General features: G+C 46.5%; 11 protein-coding genes. 8 read left to right on the top strand and 3 right to left on the bottom strand.

Annotation, left to right across the window (positions count from 1 at the left end):
- Window positions 1-12: 12 nt before the first annotated feature.
- Window positions 13-2,421 (top strand): TonB-dependent receptor, encoded by a 2,409-nt coding sequence (locus ACRD7A_RS05215; RefSeq protein WP_430810075.1) that lies wholly within the window; start codon window positions 13-15, stop codon window positions 2,419-2,421.
- A 146-nt stretch (window positions 2,422-2,567) separates the two neighbouring features.
- On the opposite strand, the gene ACRD7A_RS05210 is transcribed toward ACRD7A_RS05215, so the two are convergent.
- Together ACRD7A_RS05210 and ACRD7A_RS05205 are read right to left on the bottom strand one after the other, a co-directional pair.
- Entirely contained in the window at window positions 2,568-3,497 is a 930-nt protein-coding gene (locus ACRD7A_RS05210; RefSeq protein ID WP_430810074.1) for an amidohydrolase family protein, read from the bottom strand.
- Window positions 3,494-3,949, bottom strand: coding sequence for an amidohydrolase family protein (locus ACRD7A_RS05205; protein WP_430817930.1), 456 nt, complete (start codon window positions 3,947-3,949; stop codon window positions 3,494-3,496). The genes ACRD7A_RS05210 and ACRD7A_RS05205 overlap by 4 nt, the downstream gene beginning before the upstream one ends.
- Before the next feature lie 470 nt (window positions 3,950-4,419).
- Between ACRD7A_RS05205 and ACRD7A_RS05200 the strand changes: the two genes are divergently transcribed.
- The gene (locus ACRD7A_RS05200; RefSeq protein ID WP_430810072.1) at window positions 4,420-6,048 is read left to right on the top strand and encodes an AMP-binding protein; all 1,629 of its coding nucleotides are present in this window, start codon (window positions 4,420-4,422) and stop codon (window positions 6,046-6,048) included.
- 84 nt (window positions 6,049-6,132) lie between these two features.
- On the opposite strand, the gene ACRD7A_RS05195 is transcribed toward ACRD7A_RS05200, so the two are convergent.
- A complete protein-coding gene (locus tag ACRD7A_RS05195; RefSeq protein ID WP_430810071.1) occupies window positions 6,133-7,770 on the bottom strand; it encodes an ABC-F family ATP-binding cassette domain-containing protein in 1,638 nt (545 codons plus the stop codon).
- Between the two features lie 142 nt (window positions 7,771-7,912).
- Here ACRD7A_RS05195 and ligA point away from each other — a divergent pair, with 142 nt between their 5' ends.
- From ligA to ACRD7A_RS05165, 6 genes are all read left to right on the top strand, one after another.
- Window positions 7,913-9,916, top strand: a complete 2,004-nt coding sequence (gene ligA / locus ACRD7A_RS05190) for an NAD-dependent DNA ligase LigA (protein WP_430810070.1) — start codon at window positions 7,913-7,915, stop codon at window positions 9,914-9,916.
- Between the two features lie 12 nt (window positions 9,917-9,928).
- Window positions 9,929-10,477: a DUF6913 domain-containing protein gene (locus ACRD7A_RS05185; protein WP_430810069.1), complete on the top strand. Its 549-nt coding sequence runs from the start codon at window positions 9,929-9,931 to the stop codon at window positions 10,475-10,477.
- Between the two features lie 12 nt (window positions 10,478-10,489).
- Entirely contained in the window at window positions 10,490-11,398 is a 909-nt protein-coding gene (gene dapA, locus ACRD7A_RS05180; RefSeq protein ID WP_430810068.1) for a 4-hydroxy-tetrahydrodipicolinate synthase, read from the top strand.
- A 55-nt stretch (window positions 11,399-11,453) separates the two neighbouring features.
- Entirely contained in the window at window positions 11,454-12,044 is a 591-nt protein-coding gene (locus tag ACRD7A_RS05175; protein WP_430810067.1) for a penicillin-binding protein activator LpoB, read from the top strand.
- 89 nt (window positions 12,045-12,133) lie between these two features.
- Entirely contained in the window at window positions 12,134-13,519 is a 1,386-nt protein-coding gene (locus tag ACRD7A_RS05170) for a COG3014 family protein (protein ID WP_430810066.1), read from the top strand.
- A gap of 258 nt (window positions 13,520-13,777) precedes the next feature.
- Window positions 13,778-16,192, top strand: coding sequence for a TonB-dependent receptor (locus tag ACRD7A_RS05165; RefSeq protein WP_430817929.1), 2,415 nt, complete (start codon window positions 13,778-13,780; stop codon window positions 16,190-16,192).
- Window positions 16,193-16,228 lie beyond the last annotated feature (36 nt).

Raw genomic sequence — 16,228 nt, 5'->3', positions numbered from 1 at the left:
AATTTTTAACAAATGAAATATAATTTAGGAAAGATGCTCTTGCTGTTCGCAGCCTTTATCACAAGTTTAACCTATGCCCACACTCCACCACCCGAGCCCGTATGTAACCTTAAGGGTACTATCACTTCGGAAGGCACACCCCTGCCCTTTGCCACGGTCACCATTAAAAATACCACACTGGGTGTTGCTTCCGATATGGAAGGACAGTTTGAACTGGACTATATACCCGAGGGAGAGTTTATTGTCAAAGCCCAGGCCATGGGTTTCAAGCCTGTGGAGAAAATCATTAGCTTTAAAAATGGCCAGCCTATTAACCTTAACTTCGACCTGGAAGAAGATGTACTGGGACTGGAGCAGGTGGTTGTAACGGCCGACCGGAACGAGCGCAAGCGAAAAGAGGCTTCTACGGTGGTGAACACGCTAACGCCTAAGCTGCTGGAAAACACGCAATCGGTATCCATAGGCGAAGGATTAAATTATGTACCGGGCTTGCGCCTGGAAAATAACTGTCAGAACTGTGGCTTTACGCAAGTACGCATGAACGGCCTGGATGGCGCCCACTCGCAGGTACTTATTAATAACCGGGCTGTTTTTAGTAACCTGGCTGGTGTTTACGGCCTGGAGCTGATTCCTTCAAGCATGATCGAGCGCATTGAAGTAGTACGTGGCGGTGGATCGGCCCTGTATGGCAGTAACGCCGTTGCCGGAACCATTAACCTGATTACCAAAGATCCCATGGTGAATGCCTATGACATTACGACCCAATACAACGCAGTGGGTGCAGGCACCGATGGTAAGGTACAGAATGATTACTCGCTGAACATGAATACTACCCTTGTGAGTGATAACAAAAAAACGGGTCTGGCACTGTACGGATTTTATCGCGATAAAGACCCTTACGATGCCAACGATGACGGCTTTTCAGAAACATCGCTCATTGAAAACCTGACACTGGGTGCCCGCCTCTATCATCGCATCAACTATCGTAATAAAATAACGCTGGATTTTATGCGGGTTAATGAGGAACGACGCGGTGGCAATAAATTTGATTACCCAAACCACGCAGCCGATATTTCCGAAGCGGTGGATCATAAAATAACGACCCTGGCAGCCACTTACGAACGCTTTGTGGGCACGGGCAGCATGTGGTCGGTATATGGTTCTACTCAAAATGTGGATCGTGCCTCTTATTACGGTGCCGAGCAAAGCCTGCGAGACTATGGACAAACCGATGGACGCACCTACAACATAGGTACACAGTTTAAGTCTGACTTTGGTAAAAATAGCATTGTGGGCGGCATCGAGCTGGTACACGATGATATGGAAGATGTGAAGCTGGGTTACCCTGAATATAGCTATGACACAGGTAGTGGTGAAGTTGTGGTTGACCACATACCCAACACGACTATCACCGACCAAAAAAAAGATGTGTATGGGGTATTTGCGCAGTACGATCGTCAACTGGGACCGGTGAAAGCATCGGTGGGTGCCCGCTACGATCGCTATAACATAAGCGACCTCGATCATAAGGAAGGTAACAACGACGGCAATGTATTCAGTCCGCGTGTTAACCTGCTTTGGGATATCATCCCTTCGTTACAGTGGCGCGTAAGCTATTCGCAGGGATACCGCGCACCGCAGGTGTTTGATGAGGATCTACACATCGAATCATCGGGCTCGCGTAAAGTAGTGCATGCCAACGACCCCAATCTAAAGCAGGAAACAAGCCATTCGTACATGACTTCATTGGACTTCAACCGTCGTTTTGGAGCCTGGAATATTGGTCTTTTAGCCGAAGGTTTTTATACAACCCTGGATGATGCATTTGCCCAGTCGCCCGAATACAATGAAGCAACGGGCATCACTACTTATGTACGCAGCAATGCCGAGAATGGCGCGAAAGTAAAAGGAGTGAACCTTGAATTGACCGCCTCACCCGGTAATAAATTTTACCTGCGTGCAGGTTATACTACCCAATCGAGCCAATATGGTGATGTGGTAGAACTGGGGGAAAGCGAGTTCCTACGTACCCCCAACGACTATGGGTTCTTCTCAGTTGATTACCAACTGGCTCAAAAGCTAACATTGATTGCCAACGCTACTTATACCGGCAAAATGAAAATTGCCTACTATGGTGAACAACTGAAGCCCGGGGAAACACAAATCATCATCGGTGATGAAGACCCGGGAGTTATACGCACCACTCCCACCTTCTTCGACCTGGGCATAAAAGCAGAGTATGACCTAAAAGTAGGCGGATTGCCCTTCAAGGTGTTTGCAGGAGTAAAAAATATCTTCAACTCCTACCAGGATGACTTTGATTCGGGAATTAACCGCGACCCCGCATACGTGTACGGACCCACAAGTCCGCGTAGTATCTATGGCGGAGTAAAACTCAGCAATGTATTTGGAACACATTAAGCACAGGCTCAATGTTAAATACAGCAAAGCCCGACAAGGTTGTCGGGCTTTTTTACCTTTATATTAATGCATAAGAAAAAAGCGAATAATAATGGCTAATAGATACCTATATCGCATGCTACTTAAATTATTCGCAGTTAAAGTATTTAAAAAACAATTTTCCCTTTATGCATCAGCGATTTCACAGGCGACAGACGCGATACGGCTTCAGCCGAACAGCTGGCTTCCACAAATACAACACTGGCCTCGTCACCTGCTTTTGGCCACTGCTGCCGACCCTTATCATCTAACGGGGTAAGCCCAAAGGTGGCCAGCTTTAAACAACGCGACAAGCCAAACTCTGTCCCATACCCATACAATTGTGCCATCAGTTTTGCCTTTTCAAGGACACTGCCACTGCCCCATGTATTCCAATGATCGATAATACTGTCGTTACCCGTGCCTACTTTTACTCCATACTTATATAAGGTTGGTATCGGCATAATCAGGTTTCCAAACGGAACCGTTGAAATAACACCTACCTGGGCAGCACTGAGTTTCTCCGCCATCGCATCTTGCTCCCTGGCATCAAGTCGCCCCAAAACGAAACAGTGACTTAAGTAAGTTTTGCCTTTCAAAACCGGGTTCTCCTCTACTTTATTAAGCAGGTATTCGATGGTTTTTACAGCCGAAGGCCCGGTTTCGTGCAAATGAATGTCCAGACCTTTGTTATAATCTAATGCTAACTGAACGGTAAAATCCATGGTTTTTTCAATCGAGCCATCCAGTGAGTATGGATCGACACCACCAATGTAATCAATATCCATTTGGGCAGCCTCTTTCATTAAGGCTGCCGAATCGGTGTAATAAATGCCATGCTGCGGAAAGGCCACAAGTTCAGCGCCAAAGCCATCCTTTTTATTGGCCAGAGCCTTTTGCAGATTGGTAAGTGACTTCAATTTAGAGGTAGGCTCAACATTAACCTGGCTGCGGGCAAAATGAGTACCACAGGACTGTAACAACTCAATTAAACGCTCGGCACGCTCTGTTGAAGTTTTAAGCATCTCAGGCAAAATTTCCTGTTCCAGGGCAATCATGCCTTTAACACCCCCTGACGCTTGCGCACAGCACGCCATGATCCACCATAAAAGGTTTTATCCAAATGGATGTGCATATCCTTAAAGGCAGGCAACATCAGCTTACCTTGCGCATCCGTGGCCTTTGCCGACGGATTGTTGGAGGTAACCTTTGTTATCTGCCCATCGCTTATTTCTACACAGAACAAAGCGGTTTGGGTGGCCACCACCTCATCACCCTCATATTCAAAGCCCGTTTCGAGCCTTACATTTTTAAATAGCTGCTTAGCTCCTGACGAATAACCCGCATCAATAGGCGGTTTATTAGTCTGCTTAGCCATCATATTAGGGGCTAAAGACAAACCCGTGGCCATAACAACCGAACTTTTTAAAAAATCCTTACGCGACATACATTTTTCCTTCATACACTTAATCTCCTGTTTATCAATACGTCTTTCTAGTATTCTAATCACAAACTTGCAGCTGAAACAGTTGCAAATAGCGTCAATGAAAACGCTCTTGCCAGGCGAAAATAATAAAAAGCTACTATTTCGGACTTAAAACTAACAAACTTCCACATCATAAAGCCCTTTACCTTTCGCTTTGTTGTAAATAAGGCCGACTAGCTTAAACAAGTATTAATTCTATTACTATTTGGTACAAATACGCCGTTGTGAGCCTAAAGCTATATATTGAGCAGGATCAAATAATGGTTCTACTTTTTAAAATTCACAACCCGCAATAAAATGCAGGCTGACACTTGAGCCTACAGCTGCATTTACATTCAGATTTAGAGTTCATTACAAATTGAATTAAAAATCCGCTAATCACTTTTAGCTTTTCATAAAGCTGCCGTTTAATATTATTAATTTATATTTGTGTCTTTGATCTAGTTTCAAAATGAAACTAAATATAAAAGGCAAAATAATTAAAAACAGGCATTGTGAGTAAACTATTATCGTACGACAATGGAATATCGGATACGCCTTTATTGGGTATTACCATTCCTGAGCAATTAAGAAGAACAAGCCAACAATACCCCGACGCAGAGGCCCTTGTGGTTCCTTACCAAAACTACCGCGCTACTTACAAGGAATTCTGGGCACAGATTGAAGAGGTAGCCAAGGGGCTCCTGGCCTATGGTGTCAAAAAAGGCGACCGTGTCGGTATCTGGTCTCCTAACCGCTATGAGTGGGTGCTGGTGCAGTTTGCCACGGCGCGCGTGGGTGCCATCCTGGTAAATGTGAACCCGGCTTATAAAGCCGCCGAACTTAAATATGCCTTGCGCCACTCCGAAATCAGCCTGCTCATCATGTCCAAAGGTTTTCGCAAAACCAATTATGTGGATATCCTGGGCGAGGTGCGCGCGGCCTGCATTCGATTAAAGCACATCGTTATCATGGAGCACGACTGGAAATCTCTACTCCAGGCTGGGCAGAAAATTAGTTCTGAACAACTTGCAGAACGAGAGCAAAGCCTTCAGTTCGACGATCCCATTAACATTCAATATACTTCAGGCACCACCGGTTTTCCCAAAGGTGCTACTTTATCGCATCACAACATCCTTAACAATGGCTATTTCATTGGGGAACGACTGAAATACACAAGCAGTGACCGTGTGTGCATTCCCGTGCCCCTTTATCATTGCTTTGGTATGGTACTGGCTAACCTGGCCTGCATCACCCATGGATCGTGCATGATACTTAGCGGTGAGGCTTTTGTACCTGAAACTGTGTTAAAAACCGTGCAGGACGAAAAATGTACTTCACTGTATGGCGTACCATTGATGTTTATCGCCGCCTTGAACGATCCAAGCTTTAATAACTATGATTATTCGAGCCTGCGCACAGGCATTATGGCAGGTGCTACCTGTCCCGAGTCAACCATGCGGGCGGTGCGCGAGAAGATGAATATGAAGGAAGTAGGCATCTGCTATGGCATGACCGAGACTTCGCCGGTAAGCACACAAACCTTTGTGGATGATAACGAATACCGTCGTTGTGCCACCGTAGGAAAAGTACATCCGCATCTTGAGATAAAGATTATTGATCCGGAAACAGGCTGTATCGTGCCCCGCGGCCAGCGTGGGGAATTCTGCACCCGTGGCTATTCGGTGATGCTCAAATACTGGAATAACCCGGAAGCTACCACCTCGGTAATTGACGAAGGACGATGGATGCACACCGGTGACCTCGCCGAGATGGATGATGACGGCTATGTGCGCATCGTAGGCCGCATCAAAGACCTGATCATTCGTGGTGGCGAAAATATATCACCCTTCGAAATCGAAGAGTACCTGCACCAGCACGATGACATTAAAGACGTACAAGTTATTGGTGTGCCGTCGGATCGATACGGTGAAGAGGTAATGGCCTGGATAATGCCCCAGGAAGGTGCTAACATAACTGAAGAAAAATTGGTTAACTATTGCAAGGGACAAATTGCTACCTTCAAAATACCCAAGTACTGGAAGTTTGTGAGTGAATTCCCCACCACCGTAACGGGTAAAGTACGCAAAGTAGAAATGCGCGAAATTGCAGCCAAGGAACTGGGGCTGGAACCCCGGAAATAAGATACCGCACAAAGTCAAAGGGCACCCCAACGGGTGCCCTTTTTCTATCTTCGATATATTTTATTAAACCCTATCATGCGCTTATTAGTTTTTTCGTTCCAGCTCATTCAGGTGCAACATCTTCTTCATCTCTAAGAAACTTTGGATATCACCCAAGTGCTCCTTCACTCGTTTATTACCAAATTCATAAACCTTATCCACCAATCCATCAAGGAAATCACGGTCGTGCGATACGAGAATGAGGGTTCCGTCAAAAGCTTTTAACGCATCTTTCAAAACATCCTTGGTCTTCATATCCAAATGATTGGTAGGCTCATCCAGAATCAGCAGGTTCACAGGCTCAAGCAATAGCTTTATCATTGCCAGGCGCGTTTTTTCACCGCCGGACAGCACACGCACCTTTTTATCAATGTCTTCACCACCAAACATAAAGGCACCCAGCATATCTTTTATCTTAGTGCGTATATCACCCACGGCAATATCGTCAATGGTCTGAAATACAGTAAGGTCCTCATCGAGCAGTGAAGCCTGGTTCTGCGCAAAATAGCCAATGCGTGTATTGTGCCCCAGTTGTAGTTCTCCGCCATAGTCAATCTCTCCCATAATGGCCTTCACCAGGGTCGATTTACCTTCTCCATTACGCCCCACAAAGGCTATCTTCTCCCCTCTTTCCAGTGTCAATGATGCATTGGCAAATACCAGATGCTCATCATACTGCTTGCTTACTTCTGTGGCGATGAGGGGATAGTTACCCGATCGGGGTGCCGGTGGAAACTTCAACCTTAAGGCTGAGCGATCTTCCTCATCCACCTCTACCCGCTCCAGCTTCTCCAGCATTTTTACGCGACTCTGCACTTGCAAGGTTTTCGAATAGGTGCCCTTAAAACGCTCGATAAAAGCCTCATTATCGGCAATCATCTTCTGCTGTTCTTCGTAAGCTTTCAGCTGCTGCTCACGTCGCTCCTGTCGCAATACCAGGTACTGCGAGTAGTTCACCTTGTAATCATAAATACGCCCCATTGTTACCTCTATGGTACGGGTAGTGATACGATCAACAAAGGCACGGTCGTGCGAGATCACAATCACGGCTTTGCCGCACTGAATCAGAAAATCCTCCAACCACTGAATCGACTCAATATCAAGGTGGTTAGTGGGCTCATCCAGCAATATCAGATCCGGTTTTTTTAGCAGTATCTTAGCAAGCTCTATGCGCATGCGCCATCCTCCGCTAAATTCATTGGTAGGGCGATGTAAGTCCTCCCGCAGAAAACCAAGCCCCAACAGCACCTTCTCCACCTCGGCATCGAAGTTGGTTTCTTCAATGGAGTAGAACTTCTCACTCAGGGTCGATACCTTTTCAATCAGCTCGTAATAAGAATCCGACTCATAGTCGGTGCGCATTTCCAACTCTTTATTGATCTGAGCCATCTCACGCTCCATGGCAAAAATATGCGCAAAAGCCTGCGAAGCCTCTTCAAAAACAGTGCGCGAGTCTTCTGTCATCAAGTGCTGCGGTAAGTAGGCAACCACCTTATCGCGCGGCACGGCCACCTGACCCTTATTGGCCTCCCGCTCACCTGCCAGTATCTTTAGCAGGGTTGATTTACCGGCTCCGTTCTTTCCCATTAGGGCAATGCGGTCCTTTTCGTTGATAACGAAGGAAATATTTTTAAATAGTGTGGTAGCACCAAACTCTACCGTTAATCCATCTACCGAAATCATAATGTTAGTATTAAAGCGGCGCAAAGATAAAAAGATAGCACTAAGGCAGAAGTAAAAAGGCAGAAGAATAACATGCTGCGCCCGCAGGCGAATAAAATATTATTGTATTTTTGTTTGAAAACCTTACAAAAGAGCAGAAGAAATGCCGGATATCGGAAATAAAATAAAGGCGCTGCGGGAAGCGCTTCATCATCACAACCATCAATACTATGTGCTGAATGAGCCACTTATATCGGATTATGAATTTGACCGGATGATGTACGAGCTCATTGAGCTGGAGAAAGCACATCCCGAGTTCATGGATGCCAACAGTCCGAGCCAGCGTGTGGGAAGCGATATTAACAAAGAATTCACACAGGTTAAACATGCCTATCCCATGCTGTCGCTGGGCAATACTTACAATGAAGGCGAAATAAAAGATTTCTATACCCGCATTGAGAAACAGCTGCCGGGCGAAGACTTTGAAATTGTGTGTGAGCTTAAGTACGATGGCACCGCCATTGGCCTCAGCTACGAAAACGGACAACTAGTGCGAGCAGTAACAAGGGGCGATGGTGTGCAGGGCGATGATGTAACCACCAATGTGAAAACCATCAGAAGCGTGCCCTTGCAACTTAAAGGCGATTATCCGGCTAAATTTGAAATAAGAGGCGAAATATTTCTGCCCCATGCCGGCTTTCAACGCCTGAATGAGGAACGCAGCAAAAACGGTGAGGCGCCCTTTGCCAACCCTCGCAATGCCGCCGCCGGATCCTTAAAGATACAAAACAGTTCATTGGTGGCACGGCGTCCGCTTGATTGTTTTCTGTATTATATGCTGGGCGATCAGTTACCGACCAACCGTCACGCCGATAACCTGGAACAGGCACGTACATGGGGCTTTAAAATACCACCTCACATAAAAGTATGCCGCAGCATAGAAGCCGTTTTTGAGTTTATAAATCACTGGGATGTGGCTCGTAAAGATCTGCCATACGATATTGATGGCATTGTACTAAAGGTGAATAACCTGGATCAGCAGCGCCGCCTGGGCTTCACAGCCAAATCGCCGCGTTGGGCCATCTCCTATAAGTTTAAAGCCGAACAGGGCTATACCCGCCTCACCTCAGTTAGCTTTCAGGTGGGACGCACCGGGGCAGTCACCCCGGTAGCCAATCTGGAGCCGGTTTTACTGGCGGGTACCACTGTTCAGCGTGCCTCGCTACACAATGCCGATATTATCCATAGTCTGGACTTACATCAGGAAGACATGGTTTATGTGGAAAAGGGCGGCGAAATTATTCCCAAAATTGTGGGTGTGGATACTGCTGTGCGCCAACCCAATGCCCCCAAGATTACTTTCACCAAAGCTTGTCCCGAATGTGGAACAACACTGGTGCGTGTAGAAGGTGAAGCGGCTCATTACTGCCCCAACATTGAGCATTGTGCGCCACAGGTGAAAGGCCGTATCGAACATTTCATATCGCGCAGAGCCATGAACATTGATGGACTGGGCATTGAAACCATTGACTTATTATACAAACATGGTTTTGTTAATGATGTAGCCGATCTGTATGCCTTGCATCCCATGCAACTGTCGGGTTTGGAGCGCATGGGGGAGAAATCGGCCAATAACATACTGGCCGGCCTGGATGCTTCTAAAAAGGTAGAATTTGCCCGCGTTCTCTTTGCCCTGGGCATCCGTTATGTGGGCGAAACAGTGGCCAAAAAGCTGGCTGCCTCCTTTAAAAATATTGATACACTGATGAATGCCGACCTTGAACAATTGGTTGAAGTAGATGAAATAGGCGAACGCATCGCCCATAGTGTAGTCAACTATTTTAAACTGGATAAAAACCGTGAGCTGATTGCCAAACTGAAAAATATAGGGCTACAGTTTCAGCTGTCAGAAGAAGAGCAGGCACAGCACTCCACCCTTCTGGAAGGCCTATCTTTTGTTGTGAGTGGCAGCTTTACCAGTTTTTCGCGCGATGAACTGAAAGGACTCATTGAGAAGAATGGTGGTAAAAACCTAAGTGGTGTATCCTCAAAAACCAACTATTTAGTGGCCGGTGATAAAATAGGCCCCAGCAAACTGGCCAAAGCCGAAAAGCTAAATGTAAGCATCATCTCCGAGGAGCAGTTTAAGGCAATGATTAACCAATAAGTTATTAGAAAAATGAGCACATTCATCGATAATATAAGAGAGAAAGCGGCCATCTACAAGCTAAAGAAATATTTGAAGAAAGCGCCGCGCACCAAGCATCTGCATAATTTTAAAACGGCACAAACCGCAGGTATCCTCTTCGATGCCACCGATGCTAAAAATCAGCAGGAGGTGAAAAACCTTATCCGTGAACTGAAAGAAAAGGGTATTAATACACAGGCGCTGGGCTTTATCAACAAGAGTAAACGTGATGACGATTACATTGGCGACAGCACCTTTACCTATACCTGCCGAAGCGATTTCAGCTTTTTTTACGCCATTAAAAAGGAAGCCATTGAAGACTTTGTGCAAAAGCCCTTTCACTTGCTGATTGTATTGGTACAAGAGCAACCTTTTGCCATTGATTACCTGGGACAACTATCACGCGCCGAGTTTAAAGTAGGAAAGGCCGGGCTTGATAATGATCTTTATGATTTGATGATTGAGCTGGATAGCAGCAAAGGCATCGCAGAACTTAAAAAACAGATTGTCCATTATCTTAATCTTCTGAACAATAACTAAAAAAGTTTAGCTATGGCATCTTTGAGTCGTATCAGTGGAACCGGTGTGGCACTGGTTACACCCTTCACCCAGGACAACACCGTGGACCATGCAGCGCTGGATAAGCTGGTTAGGTTCGTGGCGGATGGTGGTGTTAATTTTCTGGTAGCATTAGGCACCACGGCCGAAACAGTAACCCTGAGCGAGGCAGAGCGTGCTGCGGTAATCCAAACCATACAAGCCGCTAACGTAAAGCGATTACCGATAATCATGGGGATGGGTAGCAACAACACTGCACAGCTATTGGAAACATTGGCGACCACTGATTTCAGCGGCATCGATGGCATCTTATCCGTCACGCCTTTCTACAATAAACCAACGCAGGAAGGCCTGTACCAGCACTACAAAGCACTGGCAGAAGCCGCACCCCGCCCCATCATATTGTATAATGTGCCTTCACGCACGGGGGCCAACCTGGAAGCGACAACCTGCCTGCGCCTGGCCAACGACTTTGATAATATCATTGCTGTAAAAGAGGCCTCGGGCGATCAGGAGCAAATTATGGACATCATCAAAGATAAACCTAATGATTTTGCACTGTTATCAGGGGAAGATGCCGGCACCCTGCCCCTTATGGCACTGGGTGGCGACGGCGTTATTTCGGTAGTTGCCAACGCCTTTCCCAAGGCCTTCAGCAACATGGTGGAGGCGGCCATGAACAATGATTATGGCAAGGCGCGTCAACTACATTACGGATTAACCGATATCACTAAAAGTATTTTTAGGGAAGGCAATCCAGCAGGCATTAAGGCGCTGCTGCAAATAATGGGCATGATGGAAAATCAACTGCGTCTGCCCCTCACACCTGCAAGCGATGCTACCTATAATAAGCTTAAAGCCCAATTGGAAGCCTTCCGCTCTGCTTTTTGGAATGCTTTTTGATTCCATAAAGACCTTGAAAAAAATGAATATCCAAAATAATCTAAACGTATTACTTATGAAACGGAATTTCTTTTTGATGATGGCACTAAGCCTGAGCCTTGCCTTCTTGGGCAGCTGTGCCCATACGGTTGAACGCGTTGACACCAGCGAAACCATTGATTTGAGCGGACGATGGAACGACACCGACTCGCGCCTGGTAGCCGAAGAAATGGTGAATCAGGTACTGGGAGGCGCCTGGATCGATAACCATCAACAGGCACATAATGGAAAGCGACCTGTGGTAGTGGTGGGGCTGGTTTATAACAAATCGCACGAGCATATTAATGCCGAAACCTTTGTGAAAAATGTAGAACGCGCCTTTATTAATAGTGGCCGTGTGCGCCTGGTGCAGGCCGGTGATAAACGAGAGGAACTGCGTCGCGAACGCGCTGCCCAACAAGAATTTGCCAGCATGGAAACCGCCAAAGCCTGGGGCAAAGAGTTGGGTGCCGATTTTATGCTCAACGGAGATATCAACTCCATTGTAGACACTTATAAGAAAGAACGCGTCAATTTCTACAAAGTCAACATGGAGCTGTCTAACCTGGAAAGCAACGAAATCGTTTGGATAGGCGACAAAGAAATTAAAAAATATATCAACAACTAACGAATTAGTCAACTACCGGAAACCCTGACAGGGTATCCGGTAGTTTTGTGAATGCATAATTAACCTGTCCGTCCCCACCCCTATCGCTTATGAAACCCAAATCGCTAATTTTCATAATACTCACCATCCTACTGATAGGATGTGCCACCTACTACGAAAACAATATAAAATTACAGAGTCTGATAGCTGCCGGACAATTTGAATCGGCCGATAAGATATTGGCTAAAGACACCAAGGGAGCAAGCGGAAAAAACCGATACCTGTACTTTTGTAACCGGGGAGTCGTTAGCTTTATGAATGGTCAATACGAACTGAGTAATCAGTATTTTAACCAGGCCGATTACTATGTGGAGGACTTCCGCAAATCCATGGGCAGCGAGGCTCTCGCACTCATCACCAACCCCATGGTAAAGCCTTATCGACCAGAAGATTTTGAGGCCGTGCTGGTCCATTTTTATAAGGCGCTGAATTTCATTTATCTCAATAACTACGAAGGAGCCCTTGTGGAATGCCGTCGCGTCAACATTGTGCTTCAGAAACTCAATGAGAAATACAAGAAGAACAAAAACAAATACACCCGCGATGCCTTTGCCCACTGCCTGATGGGACTAATCTACGAGGCGGCGGGCAATACCAACGATGCCTTTATTGCCTACCGTAATGCCCTGGAGATATACGAAGAAGACTATCAGCCTATGTTTGGTGTGTCCACTCCCCTTCAGCTGCAAAATGATTTAATGCGTACGGCACATCAACTGGGCTTCGGTACCGAACTGGATTTCTACGAAAATAAATTTGGCCGCCAATACCAGGCAGAGGACCCCGACAAGGGGCATCTCGTTTTTTTCTGGCTCAACGGTTTTGGCCCCGTGAAAGACGAGTGGAGCATCAACTTCACTAACACCGGTTATAACGATGGATGGATTACCTTGGCCAATGAAGAGTATGGTCTTAATTTCCCTATCTATATTGGTAATAAATCATCCAGCGATCAGGCGGCGTTCAAAAATCTGTCCTTTCTGCGTGTGGCCTTTCCCAAATATCGCGAACGAAAGCCCCTTTTTAACCAGGCTTCCCTGGCCAATGACGGACAGGACTATCCCCTTGAAATGGCGCAAGATATTAACGCTATTGCCTTTCAATGCCTTAAGGATCGTATGCTACGAGAAATGGCAGCCGGTATTGCACGGCTGGCTACCAAAAAAGCCATGGAGGAATTAGCGCGCAGCGAGAATGATAACCTGGGCACTATCATCAGCATTGTGAATGCCATGACCGAGAAAGCCGATACCCGTAACTGGCAATCGCTACCCCACAGCATTTCCTATTGTCGCGTGACCCTCGATGAAGGCACCCATAGTGTGCAGTTAAACACACGGGGACGAGCCCAACATAGCGTGCCCTTTACTTTTCAAATCAAAAAAAATCAAACTACGTTCTTCGCCTTTCATAACCTGGAAAGCGAGGGAATTTAAGTTGCGTTCACACAACCTACCAGTCCATTCAATAAATGTTAGGGAACGGTTCTCCAGCGTAAGATGCTTATATATAACCATTCCCTAAATGCTTTATCAGAATAGAACTTACTACTACACAATCATTGGCTGCCTGCTGATTGTTAATGACATGTTAATCACTAATCTTTTTCATCTACTTTTTGTTTAGTTTAAGCGCAGGATTAGCTATTCAAAAGCGTCCTTATAGCGGTAGAATAAATGAAAAATTAATACATAGTGAACGTGAAGATTTTAACCCTCTTATTAGCAGTGCTTATTCCACTATCGGCCATAGCCAATGCGCCGGAAAAGGAAGGAATTATTAAAGGAAAAGTATACGATGGCAAATCGAATAAGCCGGTGGAATATGCCACCGTGGCCATCTATGATGCCGATGATGACAGTGTGATAACCGGCACCATCAGTGATGAACACGGCAATTTTAAGGTGAAAGGGCTAAAGCAGGGAACCTTTTACGCAGTGGTATCGTTTTTGGGATATGACAATAAGCGCTACGACAATATTATTGTGGATGGCGGACGCGATATGATCGATCTGGGCAATATTACACTGGGAGCAGCCAGCAAATCGCTTGATGAAGTTGAAGTGGTAGCCGAACGCCAGTCTGTTGAGTTTCACATTGATAAAAAAGTGGTATCCGTAGGTAAGCAAATGACCTCCGCCTCCCTATCAGCCGTTGAAGTGCTGGAGAACGTACCCTCGGTACGTGTTGATATAGAAGGCAACGTATCCCTTCGGGGAAGCACAGGTTTTACCGTGCTTATCGATGGCAAACCCACCGTACTGGAGCCCAGCGATGTATTGCGTCAAACACCGGCATCCACCATCGAAAACATCGAAATCATCACCAATCCATCGGCCAAGTACCAACCCGATGGAACCGGTGGTATCATAAACATCATCACCAAAAAGAACCGTCTGCAGGGGGTGCAAGGGTTGATAAATGCCAAGGCGGGTACCTATGGTATGTATGGCGGTGATTTTATGCTTAACTGGCGAAAGAAAAACATCAACCTGAACCTGGGTGCCGATTACAACAAACGTCCTTTCCCCGGAGAGACCTATACCCGACGTGAAACATACAAGAATGGTGAGACGACAATTATTGACGCTGCCGGCGACAATGAACGCCGCTTCTACGGTGGCGGGCTGCGGGGAGGCCTGGATTGGGACATGAGTAAGCGTGATAATTTTGGCTTTAACTTTCGCGTTGGTCGATTTAATATGGGGGGCGACTCTGAGCTTGACTACACGGAGTCATACCTGCCGCAGGACAGCATTGCCAAATATTTCAGCACCAATGAGAGTAAGCGAAAAGGTAATTTCTACTCCCTCACCACCAACTATACACACAAGTTTGCCCAGAAAGGACACGAATTGGCAGCTCAGATCAACTACCGCCGTTACGATGGAGACGAGTATTCCGAGAACTTCAGGATGCAGGAGCAAGTGATTACCGACGGAACGCGTACCACCGAGGTAGGCCCGCACAACCGATGGGAACTGCGCCTTGATTATACCAAGCCAGTGGGTGAAAACGACCATTTTGAGGCAGGTTTTCAGGGCCGTACAGCCATCAGCGATGATGAGACTAAACTATTTGACTGGCGCACAGCTCAAGGCAACTTTGTGGAAATAGACAGTATGCAGAATACTACCGAAATGGATCGCAATATTTATGCGCTCTACACCGTGTATAAAGGCAAGCTCGATAAGCTGGGATATCAGCTGGGGCTGCGGGGCGAATATACCAATCGCACCATTGCCTCCAGTGGGGTCAATGAAAGCTACACCATCGATCGCTTTGACTATTTCCCCACCCTGCACCTCAGCTACCAGCTGCCCGCCGACAATCAGATAATGGCCAGCTACTCGCGTCGTATTGACCGACCCCGGGGCTGGTATCTCGAGCCCTTTATTACCTGGGTGGATCAATACAATGTGCGCCGTGGTAACCCGGCACTGGAACCCGAATATATCGATGCCTTTGAACTGGGCTACCTTAAGGAATGGAAAAAAACACAACTATCGCTGGAAGGTTATTACCGCATTACACATGATAAGATCCAGAGCATCAGAATGCCGTATGAGGGCGATGCAGAGGTATTTTTACGCACCTACGACAATATCGGATCGGATTATTCACTGGGGCTTGAAGCCATGCTTAATTTATCGCTTACCAAATGGTGGGACATGAATTTGATGGGTAACCTTTACGATTACCGCATCGAAGCTCGCTACGAGAATGTGGCTGATCGCTCGTCCTTTAACTGGAGCGGCCGCATGAATAATTCCTTTGCACTGCGTAAAAACCTGAAGCTGCAAATTGACGGTAACTACGACAGCCCCAGTGTTACGGCACAGGGCGAAACCAAAGAAAGCTACTACATAAATGCTGCCGTGCGCATGGACTTTTTCGATCGCAAACTGTCGGCTGTGGTGCAGGCACGTGATCTATTTAGCACCGGGCAACGCATCTCCATCGATGAAGGCCCTACTTTCTACAGTTATCAGAAACGCACAAGAAACGCACCCATGGTATCGTTCACCCTTAGCTATCGTTTAAATAACTTTATACAGAAAAGAGGACGCAACGGCAACGAGGGAGGCGGCATGGAAGAAGGTTTCTAAACAAATCCTGACATCTTAAGGTAAACCATATTTGGG

It is taken from the genome of Carboxylicivirga longa (assembly GCF_050589825.1).
GTDB classification, from domain to species: Bacteria; Bacteroidota; Bacteroidia; order Bacteroidales; family Marinilabiliaceae; genus Carboxylicivirga; species Carboxylicivirga longa.
Note: the sequence above shows the minus strand (reverse complement) of the source record. Positions and strands in the feature narration are given on the sequence as shown.

What these genes read in the sequence shown, in the direction of transcription:
- ACRD7A_RS05215 (WP_430810075.1), top strand. Translation starts at nt 13, where the DNA reads ATGAAATATAATTTAGGAAAGATGCTCTTGCTGTTCGCAGCCTTTATC.
- ACRD7A_RS05210 (WP_430810074.1), bottom strand. Translation starts at nt 3,497, where the DNA reads ATGATTGCCCTGGAACAGGAAATTTTGCCTGAGATGCTTAAAACTTCA.
- ACRD7A_RS05195 (WP_430810071.1), bottom strand. Translation starts at nt 7,770, where the DNA reads ATGATTTCGGTAGATGGATTAACGGTAGAGTTTGGTGCTACCACACTA.
- ligA (WP_430810070.1), top strand. Translation starts at nt 7,913, where the DNA reads ATGCCGGATATCGGAAATAAAATAAAGGCGCTGCGGGAAGCGCTTCAT.
- ACRD7A_RS05185 (WP_430810069.1), top strand. Translation starts at nt 9,929, where the DNA reads ATGAGCACATTCATCGATAATATAAGAGAGAAAGCGGCCATCTACAAG.
- dapA (WP_430810068.1), top strand. Translation starts at nt 10,490, where the DNA reads ATGGCATCTTTGAGTCGTATCAGTGGAACCGGTGTGGCACTGGTTACA.
- ACRD7A_RS05175 (WP_430810067.1), top strand. Translation starts at nt 11,454, where the DNA reads ATGAAACGGAATTTCTTTTTGATGATGGCACTAAGCCTGAGCCTTGCC.
- ACRD7A_RS05170 (WP_430810066.1), top strand. Translation starts at nt 12,134, where the DNA reads ATGAAACCCAAATCGCTAATTTTCATAATACTCACCATCCTACTGATA.